This is a genomic window from Pannonibacter sp. XCT-53 (assembly GCF_009915765.1).
Lineage (GTDB): Bacteria > Pseudomonadota > Alphaproteobacteria > Rhizobiales > Stappiaceae > Pannonibacter > Pannonibacter tanglangensis.
This window is the reverse complement of record NZ_JAABLQ010000004.1, coordinates 233,320-248,324: the sequence shown is the minus strand read 5'-3', so window position 1 is coordinate 248,324 and position 15,005 is coordinate 233,320. Positions and strand designations below refer to the sequence as shown.

General features: G+C 67.6%; 13 protein-coding genes. 5 read left to right on the top strand and 8 right to left on the bottom strand.

Annotated elements, in window-relative coordinates; genetic code table 11:
* Positions 1–57: 57 nt before the first annotated feature.
* Positions 58–849, bottom strand: coding sequence for a ComF family protein (locus GWI72_RS19740; RefSeq protein WP_244314432.1), 792 nt, complete (start codon positions 847–849; stop codon positions 58–60).
* A 423-nt stretch (positions 850–1,272) separates the two neighbouring features.
* Between GWI72_RS19740 and GWI72_RS19735 the strand changes: the two genes are divergently transcribed.
* Positions 1,273–2,178 (top strand): class I SAM-dependent methyltransferase, encoded by a 906-nt coding sequence (locus GWI72_RS19735; RefSeq protein WP_161709731.1) that lies wholly within the window; start codon positions 1,273–1,275, stop codon positions 2,176–2,178.
* Between the two features lie 10 nt (positions 2,179–2,188).
* Here GWI72_RS19735 and GWI72_RS19730 read toward each other — a convergent pair whose 3' ends face one another.
* From GWI72_RS19730 to GWI72_RS19715, 4 genes are all read right to left on the bottom strand, one after another.
* The gene (locus tag GWI72_RS19730; RefSeq protein WP_161678099.1) at positions 2,189–2,410 is read right to left on the bottom strand and encodes a Flp family type IVb pilin; all 222 of its coding nucleotides are present in this window, start codon (positions 2,408–2,410) and stop codon (positions 2,189–2,191) included.
* A gap of 41 nt (positions 2,411–2,451) precedes the next feature.
* Complete coding sequence (gene mutT, locus GWI72_RS19725) at positions 2,452–2,856, bottom strand: 8-oxo-dGTP diphosphatase MutT (protein ID WP_161709730.1); 405 nt, start codon at positions 2,854–2,856, stop codon at positions 2,452–2,454.
* A 75-nt stretch (positions 2,857–2,931) separates the two neighbouring features.
* Positions 2,932–4,173, bottom strand: coding sequence for a bifunctional glutamate N-acetyltransferase/amino-acid acetyltransferase ArgJ (argJ, locus tag GWI72_RS19720; RefSeq protein ID WP_161678095.1), 1,242 nt, complete (start codon positions 4,171–4,173; stop codon positions 2,932–2,934).
* 206 nt (positions 4,174–4,379) lie between these two features.
* A complete protein-coding gene (locus GWI72_RS19715) occupies positions 4,380–5,243 on the bottom strand; it encodes a peptidylprolyl isomerase (RefSeq protein WP_161678093.1) in 864 nt (287 codons plus the stop codon).
* Positions 5,244–5,519: 276 nt separating this feature from the next.
* Between GWI72_RS19715 and secA the strand changes: the two genes are divergently transcribed.
* Together secA and GWI72_RS19705 are read left to right on the top strand one after the other, a co-directional pair.
* Complete coding sequence (gene secA / locus GWI72_RS19710; protein WP_161709729.1) at positions 5,520–8,309, top strand: preprotein translocase subunit SecA; 2,790 nt, start codon at positions 5,520–5,522, stop codon at positions 8,307–8,309.
* Positions 8,310–8,613: 304 nt separating this feature from the next.
* Complete coding sequence (locus GWI72_RS19705) at positions 8,614–9,816, top strand: adenylate/guanylate cyclase domain-containing protein (RefSeq protein WP_161678089.1); 1,203 nt, start codon at positions 8,614–8,616, stop codon at positions 9,814–9,816.
* Positions 9,817–9,986: 170 nt separating this feature from the next.
* Here the strand turns inward: GWI72_RS19705 and GWI72_RS19700 are convergent, their stop codons facing one another.
* Both GWI72_RS19700 and GWI72_RS19695 read right to left on the bottom strand, forming a co-directional pair.
* Positions 9,987–10,610: a L,D-transpeptidase gene (locus GWI72_RS19700; RefSeq protein ID WP_161678087.1), complete on the bottom strand. Its 624-nt coding sequence runs from the start codon at positions 10,608–10,610 to the stop codon at positions 9,987–9,989.
* 177 nt (positions 10,611–10,787) lie between these two features.
* Positions 10,788–11,708 (bottom strand): sugar kinase, encoded by a 921-nt coding sequence (locus GWI72_RS19695; protein ID WP_161709728.1) that lies wholly within the window; start codon positions 11,706–11,708, stop codon positions 10,788–10,790.
* Positions 11,709–11,916: 208 nt separating this feature from the next.
* Between GWI72_RS19695 and GWI72_RS19690 the strand changes: the two genes are divergently transcribed.
* Together GWI72_RS19690 and GWI72_RS19685 are read left to right on the top strand one after the other, a co-directional pair.
* Entirely contained in the window at positions 11,917–12,717 is an 801-nt protein-coding gene (locus tag GWI72_RS19690; protein WP_161709727.1) for an alpha/beta fold hydrolase, read from the top strand.
* An 11-nt stretch (positions 12,718–12,728) separates the two neighbouring features.
* Positions 12,729–13,742 (top strand): hypothetical protein, encoded by a 1,014-nt coding sequence (locus GWI72_RS19685; protein ID WP_161709726.1) that lies wholly within the window; start codon positions 12,729–12,731, stop codon positions 13,740–13,742.
* Positions 13,743–13,746: 4 nt separating this feature from the next.
* Here the strand turns inward: GWI72_RS19685 and GWI72_RS19680 are convergent, their stop codons facing one another.
* The gene (locus GWI72_RS19680) at positions 13,747–14,937 is read right to left on the bottom strand and encodes an NAD(P)/FAD-dependent oxidoreductase (RefSeq protein WP_161709725.1); all 1,191 of its coding nucleotides are present in this window, start codon (positions 14,935–14,937) and stop codon (positions 13,747–13,749) included.
* Positions 14,938–15,005 lie beyond the last annotated feature (68 nt).

Below are 15,005 nucleotides of genomic sequence, written 5' to 3'. Positions count from 1 at the left end.
GCTAGCGGCACAAGAGGCGCTCCGGATGGCCGCTCCACGGCCCTCATGCCGGAAAGCCTAGAGCTCATTGGTTACCGGATCGGCAATGGCGAAGGTCAGCACGTCGACCCGGCTGGCACCGGCCTGCCGCAGGACGCGGGTGCAGGCCGACAGCGTCGAACCGGTCGTGAGCACGTCATCCACCAGCACCACCGGACGGCCGAGGAGGCGTGGCCGCGCGGCATCGGGGACGGCAAAGGCTCCGCGGACATTGGCATGGCGCTCGCGGGCGGTCAGGCCGACCTGCTGGCGCGTCCGCCGCCGCCGCTCCAGCGCATCCAGCACCACGGGCACCCCGCTCGCCGCCCCGACCGCCCGGGCGAGCAGGGCGGCCTGGTTGAAGCGGCGCTGCCAGAGACGGAACCGGTGCAGCGGCACGGGGACCAGCAGCGTCTCGGGCGTCAGGATCTCGCGGCCATTGCCGGCCATGAGCCTGCCCATGACGCCTGCAACATCGCGGCGCCCGCCGAACTTCAGCGCCAGGACCAGGTCCCGCGCCGGCCCCTGATAGAGTGTTGCCGCCCGCGCCCGGTCGAACAGCGGCGGCTCGGCAATTGCCCGGGCACTGAGCGCCCCCTCGCCCAGATCATGCGACAGGGGCGTGCCCAGCCGCGCGCACCAGGGCGCCGAGATGAAGGGCATGCGTGTCCAGCACTCCGGACACAGGCTGCCATTGTCCGCCGTGACAGCCTCGCAGACCGGGCAGCGGGGCGGCAGCAGCACGTCGAACCCGGCCACCAGGGTCCGGCGCAGGCCCGACAGGACCATGCCGAGAGCAGGACGCAACCGCGATCGGGCAAACTCAGACATTGCAGGCTCCATCAGGGCCAGGCTCCATCAGGGCCAGGCTCCATCAGGGCCAGGCTCCATCAGGGCCAGCCTCAATCAGGGCAAGGCTCCATCAGGGCCAGGCCCGATCCGGACCGGTCGGGACACGGCCGGCGATGGCCCCGCACCGCAGGCGGCGTGCCCGCCCCGAGGGACGGCCCAGTTTCCGGACGCAAGGATCAGCCTAGCACGTTCTGCCGTTTCCGGTTGCACTTCCCGCCCGGCACGTTGCCGCCGCATTCCCGGCCCCGAGCTTTGCAGGTGCATTCCCTGTTTTGACCTTTACAGGGGCATTCCCTGTTTTGACCTTTACAGGTCGGGCAGCATATACGGAGGCAAAGCCCGGCGGGCGCTGTGCCGACGGCCCGCCGCTCCCCGCAAGGACCTGCCGCAAGGAACCGCCCGATGGCCGAGATGGATCTGTTCGACCGAACGCTGCTGGCCAGCCGCCGCCGCCGCGCGCTTGCTGCCCGGACCGACGGAGCCGACTTCCTGCTGGCGGCCGTCGTCGAGGATCTGGCTGACCGGCTGGCCGCCGTGACGCGCGTGTTCGACACGGCGGTCGATCTCGGGGGGCACACCGGTCGCCTCACTGCGGGCCTGCGGGACAGCGGCCGGGCGAGCCAGGTGCTGCGCGCCGACCTGTTTCTCGCCGACCCCGGCCTGCCGCCGCCGGATTTCATCTGCGATGACGCCCTGCTGCCGCTGCGCGACGGATCCATCGGCCTGATCGCCTCGGCCCTGTCGCTGCAGCTGGTCAACGACCTCCCCGGCGCGCTGATCCAGATCCGCCGCGCGCTGCAGCCGGACGGCCTGTTCCTGGGGGCGGTGCTGGGCGGCGACACGCTGGCGGAGCTGCGCGACTGCCTGATGCGGGCCGAACTGGACGTGACCGGCGGCGCAGGCCCGCGCGTGGCCCCCTTCGCCGACACGCGTGACCTGGGCGCACTGCTGCAGCGGGCGGGCTTCGCGCTGCCGGTCACCGACACGGACCGGCTGACCGTGCGCTATGACAGTCTCTTCGGGCTGATGCAGGACCTCAAGGCCATGGGCGGGACCTCGGTGCTGACCGAGCGCAGCCGCAAGCCGCTGCCGCGCGCGGTGTTCCTGCGGGCGGCCGAGCTTTATGCCCGCGACCACGCCGACGCGGACGGTCGCATCCGCGCCACGTTCCAGATCGTCTATCTGTCGGGATGGGCCCCGCACGAGAGCCAGCAGAAGCCGCTGAAACCGGGCTCCGCCCAGATGCGCCTGGCCGATGCGCTGGCGGCAAGTCCGCGGCAGGCCGGCGGGAACGCCGCGGGCGACTGACGCGCCCGCCTCACTTGCTGAGCGTATCGCCCTTCAGCGTGTCGGCGATCGTCGTGAAGTCGTTGAGGATCTCGTCGCGGATCACCATCAGCGTGGTGACGATGGCCAGCGAGATCATGGCAACCAGCAGGCCATACTCGACCATGGTTGTTCCGCGCTCGTCGCTGAGGAAGCGACGGGCAAGAGAGCGGAAGCGGCCCAGAGGGCGAACGGCACGGCTGCGAGCGGACATCCCTGCTCTCCGGCAGCCAGTCCTTGGCTGCGATACGCGTTTCAGGCGCCGACCAGCCCGATCAGATGGGGGATCAGCGGTTCATCGGCCGGAGGCATGGGATAGTCGCGCAACTTGCCGGCCCGGACCCATTTCAGGGCCTGACCTTCGCGCGACCGGGGAGTGCCTTCCCACCGACGACACACGTAGAGTGGCATGAGGAGGTGAAAATCTTCGTAAGCGTAACTGGCGAAGGTCAGCGGCGCGAGGCACGCTTCCTTAACGCTGATGTCGAGCTCTTCGGCGAGTTCCCGGATGAGGCTTTGTTCGGGCCGCTCGCCCGGCTCGATCTTTCCGCCCGGAAACTCCCACAAACCTGCGAGATTCTTGCCCTCCGGACGCCGTGCAATCAGGATCCGCCCGTCGGGGTCGATCAAGGCGCAAGCAACGACGAGAACAATCCGCATGACCATGTGTTCCAATTCTGGACAATACCGGGCGCCGGCAGCGCAGCGCCCGGTCAATGCTGCAACGACAGCGGATCAGCTCCGGTAATCGCCGTTGATTTCAACATAGGCCTTGGTGAGATCGCAGGTCCACACGCGGGCCGTGCCGTCACCCAGTCCAAGGTTGACGCGGATTGCAATGTTCTCCTGCTCCATGACCGCAGAGGCGGCAGCTTCGGAGTAATCAGGATCCCGCTCGCCATCGACCGCCACCCGCACATCGCCGAACCAGATCGCCAGGCGATCGCGGTCCGCCGGCTCGCCGGCCTTGCCGACCGCCATGACCACACGGCCCCAGTTGGCGTCCTCGCCGGCGATCGCGGTCTTGACCAGCGGCGAATTGGCGATCGACAGCGCGATGCGCTTGGCGGAGGCGTCGTTGACGGCGCCCTCGACGCGAACCTCGACGAACTTGCGCGCGCCCTCGCCGTCGCGGACGATGTGGTGCGCCAGGTCCAGCATGACCTCACCGAGCGCGGTGCGGAAGGCGGACAGGCGCGGGTCAGCCACGTCGGCAATCGTCGGGGCCCCGCGCGCGGCCGCCTTTCCGGTGGCAAACAGCAGCGCCGTGTCGGACGTGGACGTGTCGCTGTCGACCGTGATCGCGTTGAAGCTGCCGCCGACCGCCTCGGACAGCAACGCCTGCAGCACCGGCGCGGCAATCGGCGCATCGGTGAAGAGGAAGGACAACATGGTGGCCATGTCCGGCGCGATCATGCCCGCACCCTTGGCGATGCCGTTGAGCGTGACCGGCGTGCCGCCGAGATCGACAGTCCGCGTGGCCACCTTCGGGAAGGTGTCGGTCGTCATGATCGCCTTGGCCGTCTCGAGCCAGGAGCCGGCAGCCGCCCCGGCCACCAGCGCGTCGATGACCCCGGTGAACCGGTCGGCCGGCAGCGGCTCGCCGATCACGCCGGTGGAGGCCAGATAGATCTCGCTGTCGGCACAGCCGACCGCCTTGCCGACGATGCCGGCGGAGAGCTCGACCGCCGCCTTGCCCTTCTTGCCGGTGAAGGCATTGGCATTGCCGGAGTTGACGAGCAGCGCCCGCGCACGGCCGGTCGGCAGGTTGGCGCGGCACCAGTCGACCGGGGCCGACGGGCACAGCGACCGGGTGAACACGCCCGCCACCTCGGTCCCTTCATCAAGCAGCACGAGGAGGACATCGGTCCGCCCCTTGTACTTGATGCCGGCCGCAGCCGTGGAGAAGCGGACGCCCTCGATCACCGGCATGTCGGGGTAGGACTTGGGGGCGAGCGGAGAAATCTCGGTCGACATGATGACCTCGTGAACTGGAAAGGCAGGGCAGAGTTGCCTGACGGGCGAAAGCAGCGCAACCGCTTTCACATCCCGCACAGGCAGCTGCGCACAGGCATTGCTGCCCCGCCCGGTGGTCGCGGACACCGGGCGGGAACGACAGGGGAATAGCCCGAACGGGCCGGATCGGGCCGGATCGGCCGGATCGGGCTGGCGCCGGACGGCGGTTACTGCTGCGCCGGCTTGGCCGGGTCGGCGGCCGGAACGTCCGGCTTGACGATCTCGACCTTGTTGGCGGCCTTCAGGTCCGTCATCAGCTTGGTGTAACGGTCACGCATGAGCTTGTTGCGCAGCCCATCCTGCACGTCCTCGAAGGCCGGCGCCGGCTGGATGCGCTTCTCGTCGACCTTGAGCACGTGCCAGCCGAACTGGGTCTGGACCGGCTCCTTGGTGTACTTGCCCGGCTCGAGGGCGAAGGCTGCCGTCTCGAACTCCGGAACCATACGGCCCTTGGTAAAGAAGCCGAGATCACCGCCGGCCGCTGCAGACCCGTCGCTGGAGTTGGCCTTGGCCAGCTCGGCGAAGTCAGCACCGCCGTCGAGATCCTTGATGAGCTTCTCGGCCGCTTCCTTGGTGTCGACCAGGATATGGCGTGCCCGCACCTCTTCCTCGCCCTTGAAGGTGGCAAGCTCGGCGTCATAGGCAGCCTTGAGGTCGGCCTCGGTGATCGTGGCTTCCAGCTTCTGCGAGACATAGGCGTTGCGCAGGGCCTGGGTGGTGAGGAACTTCACCTGGCGCTGGAAGTCCTCGTCCTTCTGCAGGCCTTCCTTCTCCGCTTCCTTGGCCAGCAGCGTCATGTCGACCAGCACGTCGGTCAGGATCGAGCGCCACTGGGCCGGCGGGAACCGCTGCAGCTCGGCGCCGAGGTCACGGGCGGCGAAGGCGATGTCGGCTTCGGTGATCACGGTGTCGCCGACCCGGGCGACCACGTCGTCAGGCTGCTGCGCCGACAGCGACGTTGCGGAAAGCGTCAGCGCGGTGGCCGCGATCAGGGCGGAGCGCAGCGGCTGGCGCAGGAAGGAACGGAACATGGGGTGTCCTTGTATCTGAACTCTTGAACGCATGCCTCGGGAGATCGAGGCCGGCAGGCGCTGCAAACTTGCGCAAACCGGCGGCGTTGACAAGCATTCGACCCCCTCTTATCTGTCGAACGGCGCGTCAGAACCCTGACGCCACGCCGTGGTCATGCCTTGCCCACCGCTCTCCAAGGGGCAGCGGGCAGACCATGGATCGCAAATGAGATTTTTTTGAGGGCAGCGCCGGATCAGACCGATCCTCCGTCGCCCGCCATCTGGAAGGACCGCCACATGGCCGGCCTTGGCGCACTAGCACGTAAGATTTTTGGCTCCTCGAAGGACCGCAAGGTCAAGGCGCTCCGCTCGAAGGTGGCTGCCATCAACGCCCTCGAAGGCGAGTTGAAGGCGCTGTCCGACGACGCCCTGCGAGCCCGCACCCGCATGTTCCAGGAACAGGTCGCCAAGGGCACGAGCCTGGACGAGCTGCTGGTGCCTGCGTTCGCCACGGTGCGCGAGGCCGCGCGCCGCGCCCTCGGCCAGCGTCACTATGACGTGCAGCTGATCGGCGGCATGGTGCTGAACGGCGGCCAGATCGCCGAAATGCGCACCGGTGAAGGCAAGACGCTGGTGGCAACCGCGCCGGTCTATCTGAATGCCCTGACCGGCAAGGGCGTGCATGTGGTGACGGTGAACGACTACCTCGCCCAGCGCGACGCGCACTGGATGAGCAAGGTCTACAACTTCCTCGGCCTCAGCGTCGGCGTCATCGTGCACGGCCTGTCGGACGAGGAACGCCGGGCGGCCTATGCAGCCGACATCACCTACGGCACCAACAACGAGTTCGGGTTCGACTACCTGCGCGACAACATGAAGTACGAGCGCGCCTCGATGGTGCAGCGCGGGCATCATTTCGCCATCGTCGACGAAGTGGACTCGATCCTCATCGACGAGGCGCGGACGCCGCTGATCATCTCCGGCCCGCTGGAAGACCGCTCCGAGTTCTACAACACCATCGACGCCTTCATCCCGATGCTGGAGGCCGGCGACTACGAGCTGGACGAGAAGCAGCGCAACACCTCCTTCACCGAGGCAGGCAACGAGAAGCTGGAGGCCCTGCTGCGCGAGGCACAGCTGCTGCGCTCCGATTCGCTCTACGACGTCGAGAACGTCTCGGTGGTGCACCACCTGCAGCAGGCGCTGAAGGCGCACAAGCTGTTCCAGCGCGACCGCGACTACATCGTGCGCGGCGGCGAAGTGGTGATCATCGACGAGTTCACCGGCCGCATGATGCCGGGTCGGCGCTACTCCGAGGGCCTGCACCAGGCGCTCGAGGCCAAGGAAAAGGTCCGGATCCAGCCGGAGAACCAGACGCTGGCCTCCATCACCTTCCAGAACTACTTCCGCATGTACGAGAAGCTGGCCGGCATGACCGGTACCGCCTCGACGGAAGCGGACGAGTTCATGGACATCTACGGGCTCGAGGTGCTGGAAATCCCGACCAACAACCCGGTCAAGCGCATCGATGATGACGACGAGGTCTACCGGACGGTCGACGAGAAGTTCAACGCCATCGTCGAGCTGATCGACGACTGCAAGAAGCGCGGCCAGCCGATCCTGGTCGGCACCACCTCGATCGAGAAGTCGGAACTGCTGGCCGAGCGGCTCAAGAAGCACGGCTACCGCCAGATCGACGTGAACGATCCGAACGCCTTTGCCCCGCTGTTCGACGGCGACGACGGCACGGCGCGCGAGAAGATCTTCGCGGTGCTGAACGCCCGCTACCACGAGCAGGAAGCCTTCATCATCGCGCAGGCCGGCCTGCCGGGCGCGGTCACGATCGCCACCAACATGGCCGGCCGCGGCACCGACATCCAGCTCGGCGGCAACGCCGAGATGCGCATCGAGCGTGAGCTGGCCGACGTGCCGGAAGGCGAGGAGCGCAAGGCGCGCGAGGCGAAGATCCGCGCCGAGGTCGAGGCGCTGAAGCAGAAGTCGCTCGCCGCCGGCGGTCTCTACGTGATCGGCACCGAGCGGCACGAGAGCCGCCGCATCGACAACCAGCTGCGCGGCCGCTCCGGCCGTCAGGGTGACCCCGGCCACTCCAAGTTCTTCCTGTCGCTGCAGGACGACCTGATGCGGATCTTCGGCTCCGACCGGATGGACTCCATGCTGCAGAAGCTGGGCCTGAAGGACGGTGAGGCGATCATCCATCCGTGGATCAACCGCGCCCTTGCCAAGGCGCAGCAGAAGGTCGAGGCGCGGAACTTCGACATCCGCAAGAACCTGCTCAAGTTCGACAACGTGATGAACGACCAGCGCAAGGTGGTGTTCGAGCAGCGTGTCGAGCTGATGGACGGCACCGACATCGCCCAGACCGTGACCGACATGCGGTACGACGTGATCGAGGATCTGGTCAGCCGCCACATTCCCGAGCGCGCCTATCCCGAACAGTGGGACACCGTCGGGCTGCAGGAGGAGGTGCGCAAGATGCTCGCCCTCGACCTGCCGATCATCGACTGGGCCAAGGAAGAGGGCATCGCCGACGAGGAGGTGAAGGATCGCCTGCGCAAGGCCGCCGACGAGGTGATGGAGAACAAGATCGCCCGCTACACGCCGGAGATCATGTCCCAGGTCAAGAAGGCGATCCTGCTGCAGACGCTCGACAATCTGTGGCGCGAGCATCTTGCCAACCTCGACCACCTGCGCTCGGTGGTCGGCTTCCGCGGCTACGCCCAGCGCGACCCGCTGCAGGAGTACAAGACCGAGGCCTTCTCGCTGTTCGAGAGCATGCTGGCGCAGCTGCGCCAGGTGACGACCTCGCAGCTGATGCGCGTCGAGCTTGTCACCCAGCAGCCGGAAATGCCGCGCGCCCCGACCGAGATGCACCCGCATCACATCGACCCGCTCACCGGCGAGGACGAGGAGGCGCGGCCGCAGCAGCAGGCCGCCGGCGCCTTCAGCGCAACCGGCGTTGCCCGCGATCCGAAGAACCCCGCCACCTGGGGCTCGGTCGGGCGCAACGAGCCCTGCCCCTGCGGCTCGGGCAAGAAGTACAAGCACTGCCACGGCGCCTTCGTCTGACCGGACAGGGCAACGACAAGAAAGGCCGGCCTTGTGCCGGCCTTTTTTTGACCGCCGGCAGACCTTCCTCCGTCATCCCGGACGAGCGCGAAGCGGAGATCCGGGACCGGAGAGCCAAGGTCTCTCCGGGTATAACGAATTGAATTATAAAGGCCTCGACTCTCCGGTCCCGGCTCGGCGCTGACGCTTGGCCGGGATGACGACGGTGAGGTCGAGGTTTGTCAGCAGTCTGACGCCGGCCTTTGACTTTTCGGGCTTTGGCAAGCAAGGCTGGTGGTGCCGGCCCGTTCACAGAGAAATCGCGATGCAGACGAACGAGAAGATCGAGGGTGTCGAGGACTGGCTGATCAGCCTGGCACTCGGCACGCCGACCATGGCGACGATGTTCGAGGGCCTCTGCCAGCGCCTGTGCCAGATGGGCATCCCCGTTGACCGGGCCTTGCTCGCCTGGGCCACGCTGCACCCGCTGATCGAAACGGAAAGCGTGTTCTGGCGGCCCGAGACGCCCGTGGAGCACGAGAAGTTCCGGCACGAGCAGGAAGAGACCGAGGCCTGGCTGAAAAGTCCGATGCGCCGGGTCTGGCGCAACGGCGAGCGGCAGTTCCGCCGGCAGCTTGATCGCAGCGCCCCGGACAGCGAGTTCCCGCTGCTTGCCGAGCTGAAGGGCCAGGGTTTCGCCGACTATCTGGTCCTGTCGACCCCCTTCGAGCTGCCATCCGTCGAGGAAAACCACGGCAACACGGGGGTTCTGGTCAGCTGGGCGACACGCCGTCCCGGCGGCTTCACCGATGCCGACATCTCTGCCATTGGCTATCTGCAGAAGCGGCTGGCGCTGGCCGTGCGCGCCAATGTCCAGGCCCAGATCACCCGGACGGTGGCGGAGACCTATCTCGGCCGCTGGGCCGGGACACAGGTACTGAACGGCCAGATCCGCCACGGCGACGGACAGAGCATCGAGGCCGTGATCTTCTATTGCGACATGCGCGAATCAACCGCACACGCCGAAAAGCTCGGGCCGGACCGCTACCTGCGCCTGCTGAACCGTTACTTCGATGCCACCGCCGGCGCGGTGGAGGCGCAAGGGGGCGAGATCCTCGACTTCATCGGCGATGCGGTGCTGGGCATCTTCCCGATCGCCGCCGAAGGGCTGCAGCCGGCCGCCGCCCGGGCCCTGGCAGCAGCGAGGATGAGCGCCGCCCGGCTGCGGGCGCTTGATGTCGCCGATCTGCTGGAGGGCACCGCACCGCTGAAGGCGGGCATTGCCCTGTCGGTCGGGCGCGTGATGTTCGGCAACATCGGCATCGCCAACCGGCTGACCTTCTCGGTCATCGGCCAGACTGTCCACGCCGCCGCCCGCATGGAAGCCCTGACCAAGGACTTGCGTCAGCATGTGCTGCTGACGGAGGACATCGCCGGATATGCCGGGCGGGACGCGGAACCGGTTGGCGACTTCCATCTCGCCGGCTTCCGGGATCCCCGCCCGCTCTTTGCGCTGCGGCTGGCCTGAGGGCAGCCCGACGGGCGCGACTGCTGCCGAGCCCGGAGCGGAGCTGCCGGCCCCATCCTCTTTGAGCCCGGCTTTGCCGGGAACAACGGGATTTTGACCGGCTTTGCCGGAAACAACGAAACTTTGACCGGCTTTGCCGGAAACAATGAGATTTTGACCGGCTGTGCCGGTCAGCGAATGATCACGGTCGCTCCGACCGGCACCTGGCTGTAGAGGTGTTCGACATCGTCGTTCCACATGCGGAAGCAGCCGGAGGACACGGCCTGGCCGATGCTCCAGTCCTCGTTGGTGCCGTGGATCCGGTAGATCGTGTTGCCGAGGTAGAGCGCGCGTGCGCCCATCGGATTGTTTGGTCCGCCGGGCATGAAGGCCGGCAGCTTGCGGCCCTTCTTGCGCTCGCGGGCGATCATTTCCGGCGGCGGCGTCCAGCCCGGCCACTCCGCCTTGCGGGTGACCTTCTGCACGCCCTGCCAGGTGAAGCCGTCGCGGCCGACACCGATGCCGTAGCGCATGGCCTCCCCACCTTCCAGGACGTGGTACAGGGCACGTGCCTCGGTGTCGACGATGATGGTTCCCGGGGCTTCGGGACCGTTGAAATCGACCACCTTCCGCTTGAACTTGCGCCGGGCGATCTTGCCGGCAACCTCGGGCGTGACCTTCAGCTCCACCCATTCCTGCGTCACCGGATCGAAGAACTTGTTGTCCGCAAAGGCGAGCGCAGGGGCCGGGGTCAGCGGCGGCAGGGCAAGACCCGCGCAGAGCGCAAGGATGGGAAGGCGAAGGCGCAGCCGCATGGCAGGGGCTCTCAGTTGGGGTGTCACGAAACCGGTGGATCCGGCAGCCAGACCGCGTCCGGCCGCATCGGCATGCGGCCGGCTGATCTCACTGTCTTTTTTCCGGAGTTATGGTGAACAAACCGTTACGTTCCGTCAATTGACGCAACGGTGAACCCGGAACCGGCCCGATGCGCCTCAGCGCGCGAGGAAAGCCTCGACCTCCGCCCGGCGCGGCAGCGGCGCGACGGCACCATAGCCGGTGACGGAGAGGGCCGCGGCGGCATTGGCATGACGGGCGGCGGCAAAGGCGTCGCCGGTCGCCAGATACTCGGCAAGGAAGGCACCGTCGAAGGCATCCCCGGCGCCAGTCGCATCGACCGCATCGACCTTGTGCGCCCCGAAACGTTCGCGCCGGTCGGCGGTGGCAACCAGAACACCGTCGCTGCCCATGGTGAGGGCGACGATCCTGGCACCGAGCCCGAGCAGCTCGTCGGCGATGCCATCGGCATCCTGCGCGTCGCAGAGCTTCTGCGCGTCGTCCAGACCCGGCAGGACAATGTCGCTGAGGCCGATGGTGGCGCGGATGACGGCGCGGGCGCGGGCCAGCGGCCACAGCGCCAGACGCAGGTTGGTGTCATAGGAGACCAGCCGCCCGGCCGCGCGGGCCGCATCGGCCGCCGCAAAGCAGGCATCGCAGGCCGAAGGCGAGATCGCCTGGCTGATGGCGGAGAAATGCAGCACCTTCGCGCTGGAGATGAGATCCAGCGGCAGGCTGCGGGGGCTCATCCGGCTGGCGGCCGATCCGGCCCGGCGATAGGAGAAGGTATGGCCGGCCGGACCATGGGTGACGAAATAGAGCCCGGTCGGCGCATCAGGGTCGGAGGGCACGGCGGAATGGTCGATCCCCTCGGCCGTCCACAGTCCCCGCAGGCTGTCGCCGAAAACATCCGCCCCGAGCGCCGTCGACATGGCCACGCGGAGGCCCTGGCGCGCAGCCGCGACGGCCGTGTTGGAAACGTCCCCGCCGAACCCGGGGTGATAGGCCCCGCCGGCGTGGTGCTGGTTGAGCTCCACCATGGGTTCGCCAAGGCAGACAAGATCGATGGCAGCGGTCATGAAGGGTTCCACGGCAAGACTGATCGAACCGGCAGCGGGCCGGAGTGGCGGGAGACCGCCATTTAAATCGATTTAGTCCACTCTGCCGTCCCTGTCCATCCGTCCTTTTGCCGAAGGGATGGCACCAGCACCCGCGCCGCCGGCTGCTTTCCTTTGGCGCCGGCCACCGCTATCAGTGTGCCGAGATGATTGCGACAAGGAACCGACCATGTCCAGCCCGGCCAGTCCGCTTCTGCCCCAGAGCAGGGCCTCCCTGCCCCATCACGTCCAGGGCGACGGCGCCGGCGCCCCGATCGTGCTGCTGCACGGATTTGGTGGCGACCACCAGACCTGGCTGAACATCCAGACGGGCCTGTCCACCCGCCGGCGGACCATCGCCTTTGATCTGCCGGGCCACGGCAAGGCGCTCGACTGGCCGACGATCGGCAACGCCGGTGTTTCCGCCAAGGCCGTGATCCGGTCTCTGGAGGCGCTGGATCTCGCGCCGGTGCATCTGGTCGGCCATTCCATGGGCGGCGCGGTGGCGGCGCTGGTCGCCATGCGGGCACCGGAACGCGTTGCCAGCCTCACCCTTCTTGCCCCCGGAGGTTTCGGCACGGAGATCAACCACAAGCTCCTGCGCCGCTATGCCCAGACCGCCGACGAGGCCGCGCTGGAACCGCTGCTCGAGCAGTTCTTCGGCTTCGGCTTCCGCATGCCGCGCCTCTTTGCCCGCCATGCGGCCGAGCTGCGCCAGCGGCCCGGCGCCATCGAGGCCCTGACCACCATCGTCGAGGACATCCTGGACGGCGACGGGCAGAAGACCCTGCCGCGCGATGCGCTTGCCGACCTCGGCATGCCGGTGAAGCTGATCTGGGGCCGGCAGGACCGGGTGCTGCCGGTGCATCAGGCGAACGCCCTGCCGGGCACCATTGCCTGCCACCTGTTCGACGGCATGGGCCACATGCCGCATCTGGAGAACCCGCAGGCGGTGATCCGGCTCATTCTCGAAGCCAGCGCGGCGCGATAAGGGGGCGGACGATGAGCACCAGATCCGCCCTGCCCGTTCCCACTGTTCCGGGCTGGCACAGCACCCCGGTGGAGCCGATCCGCTCCGACGGCCCGCTGGACGCCATCGTCACCGCCGTCTCCGGCTACCGGCCGGCCGACATGGCCGTGTGGTTCAATTCGCTGAAGGCAACGGGATTTGCCGGGCGCATCTTCGTCGTCGCCTATGACGTCGACGCCGAGCTGGTGCGCTGGATGGAGGCGCAGGGCGCCGTCGTCTTCACCTATCGCCAGGATGGCCCGCGCTACCGCTACAGCCAGCTCGACGAGGAACTGGCCGACCATCTCGACGGCCGCAAGCTCAGGGTCGACGGCCGCTGGACCTGGACGCGCCGCATCCTGCGCTTCCGCGACAAGATCCACGACCGCCGTTTCTTCCACTCGAGCGAACTCCTGCGCGACCACGCCGAGCGCACCGGCGAGACGTTCCGGTTCCTGGCCTTCTCCGACGCCCGCGATGTGGCGTTCCAGTGCAATCCCTTCGACTGGATCGCCGCGAACCTGCCGGCGGACAAGGACCTGCTCGCCTCGGTGGAAGGCATCACGCATGACGATCCCTGGAACCACCGCATGACGATCAAGGCCTTCGGCAAGCACGCGCTGCGCCGTGTCGCGGGCAAGCCGGTGATCTGCTGCGGCTTCTTTGCCGGCCGGTTCGAGCCGATGCTGGAGCTGATGCTGGCGAACTACTACTTCGACCAGAGCAAGCGCATCGGCGACCAGATCGCCTTCAACCAGCTCCTGTCCTTCGGCGCCTTCGGCCGGATCACGCTGCTGACCGACTGGCAGCAGCCTTGGACCCTGCACGCCTGCACGCTGATGGAACCGTCGAAAAGCCCCGGCGCCTTTGCCGACCCGGCAACGCTGCCGCGCTTCGAGGACGGCGTGGTCCTGACCCGGGCCGGCGAGCGCTTCGCCGTGATCCATCACTATGACCGGGCCCCGGCGGTCGAGGCCCGGTTCAAGGCGCTCTACGGCACGCCATGATCCGTCAGGCTGCGGCGGGCAGAAGATCGGCGCGCCAGGGCTCGCCGATCGCCTTGCGGGCCATCATGTGCGAGCGCGGCGAGTTGATGCTGTCGACGGCAATCAGCCGGCCTTTCTGCAGATAGGCGACGTAGAACTTGTCCTCGGCCGGTTCGCCCACGGTGACGACCTCGTCATAGCCTTCCGACAGGCCCGCGATCTGCAGCTTGACGTGATACTGGTCGGACCAGAACCAGGGCAGCGGATCATAGTCCACCTCCTGACCCAGGATCGACTGGGCGACGACCTTGGCCTGGTCAATGGCATTCTGCACGCTTTCCAGCCGCACGGAGCGGTCATAGCGCGGCAGGAAGAAGCGGGTGCAGTCGCCGGCGGCATAGATGTCCGGATCGCTGGTCTGTCCGCCGCCATCGACGAGGATGCCGTTGTCGGTCTCGAGCCCGGCCGCCTCGGCCAGCGCGTCATTCGGCTCCGCACCCACGGCCATCAGCACGAGGCCAGCCGGGACCAGGCTGCCATCAGCGAGACGGACGCCGGTGACGGCCCCCTCCGCGCCCTCAAGGCCCGAGAGGCCCGTGTCCAGCCGCAGGTCGACGCCCTTCGACCGGTGCAGCGCCTCGTAGAAGGCGGAAATGACGGGCGAGACGACACGTTTCAGCACGCGGTCCTGCGCCTCGATCACCGTGACCGTCTTGCCCATGGCGCGTGCAACGGCGGCAACCTCGAGACCGATGTAACCGGCGCCGATCACGGCCAGACGCTCCTGTGCCGCCAGGGCCGACCGGATCCGGTCCACATCGGCGATGGAGCGCAAGGTCAGGATACCGGCGAGATCGGCGCCCGGCACCGGAATGCGGCGCGCCCGCGTGCCGGTTGCCAGCACCAGCTTGTCATAGGGCACGCGCTCACCCGTCGACAGGACGACGGCGTGACCATCGCGGTCAATGGCGGCGACTTCGCTCCCCGTGAGGAGATCAACTGACTGTGTCTCGTAAAAGGCTGCGGGTCGCAGCCACAGGCCTTCTGCGTCCGTTTCCCCGGCGAGGAATTTCTTCGACAGCGGCGGGCGCTGGTAGGGCGGATGCGCCTCCTCGCCAATGAGGCGGATGGACCCGGCATGGCCGCCCTGACGCAGCGACTGGGCGACCTGGGCGCCGGCCTGACCGGCGCCAACGATGACGATGCTGTCCTGCATGACCACTCCTGTCATGGGTAATTCCGACATGCGAAGCCGGACAGGGATAGCGGAGCGCCGCGCCCAAG

Coding starts and splice junctions, on each gene's coding strand:
- GWI72_RS19690 (WP_161709727.1), top strand. CDS start 11,917: ATGTCCAGCCCGGCCAGTCCGCTTCTGCCCCAGAGCAGGGCCTCCCTG.
- GWI72_RS19705 (WP_161678089.1), top strand. CDS start 8,614: ATGCAGACGAACGAGAAGATCGAGGGTGTCGAGGACTGGCTGATCAGC.
- GWI72_RS19735 (WP_161709731.1), top strand. CDS start 1,273: ATGGCCGAGATGGATCTGTTCGACCGAACGCTGCTGGCCAGCCGCCGC.
- GWI72_RS19685 (WP_161709726.1), top strand. CDS start 12,729: ATGAGCACCAGATCCGCCCTGCCCGTTCCCACTGTTCCGGGCTGGCAC.
- secA (WP_161709729.1), top strand. CDS start 5,520: ATGGCCGGCCTTGGCGCACTAGCACGTAAGATTTTTGGCTCCTCGAAG.
- GWI72_RS19700 (WP_161678087.1), bottom strand. CDS start 10,610: ATGCGGCTGCGCCTTCGCCTTCCCATCCTTGCGCTCTGCGCGGGTCTT.
- GWI72_RS19740 (WP_244314432.1), bottom strand. CDS start 849: ATGTCTGAGTTTGCCCGATCGCGGTTGCGTCCTGCTCTCGGCATGGTC.
- mutT (WP_161709730.1), bottom strand. CDS start 2,856: ATGCGGATTGTTCTCGTCGTTGCTTGCGCCTTGATCGACCCCGACGGG.
- GWI72_RS19695 (WP_161709728.1), bottom strand. CDS start 11,708: ATGACCGCTGCCATCGATCTTGTCTGCCTTGGCGAACCCATGGTGGAG.
- GWI72_RS19680 (WP_161709725.1), bottom strand. CDS start 14,937: ATGCAGGACAGCATCGTCATCGTTGGCGCCGGTCAGGCCGGCGCCCAG.
- argJ (WP_161678095.1), bottom strand. CDS start 4,173: ATGTCGACCGAGATTTCTCCGCTCGCCCCCAAGTCCTACCCCGACATG.
- GWI72_RS19730 (WP_161678099.1), bottom strand. CDS start 2,410: ATGTCCGCTCGCAGCCGTGCCGTTCGCCCTCTGGGCCGCTTCCGCTCT.
- GWI72_RS19715 (WP_161678093.1), bottom strand. CDS start 5,243: ATGTTCCGTTCCTTCCTGCGCCAGCCGCTGCGCTCCGCCCTGATCGCG.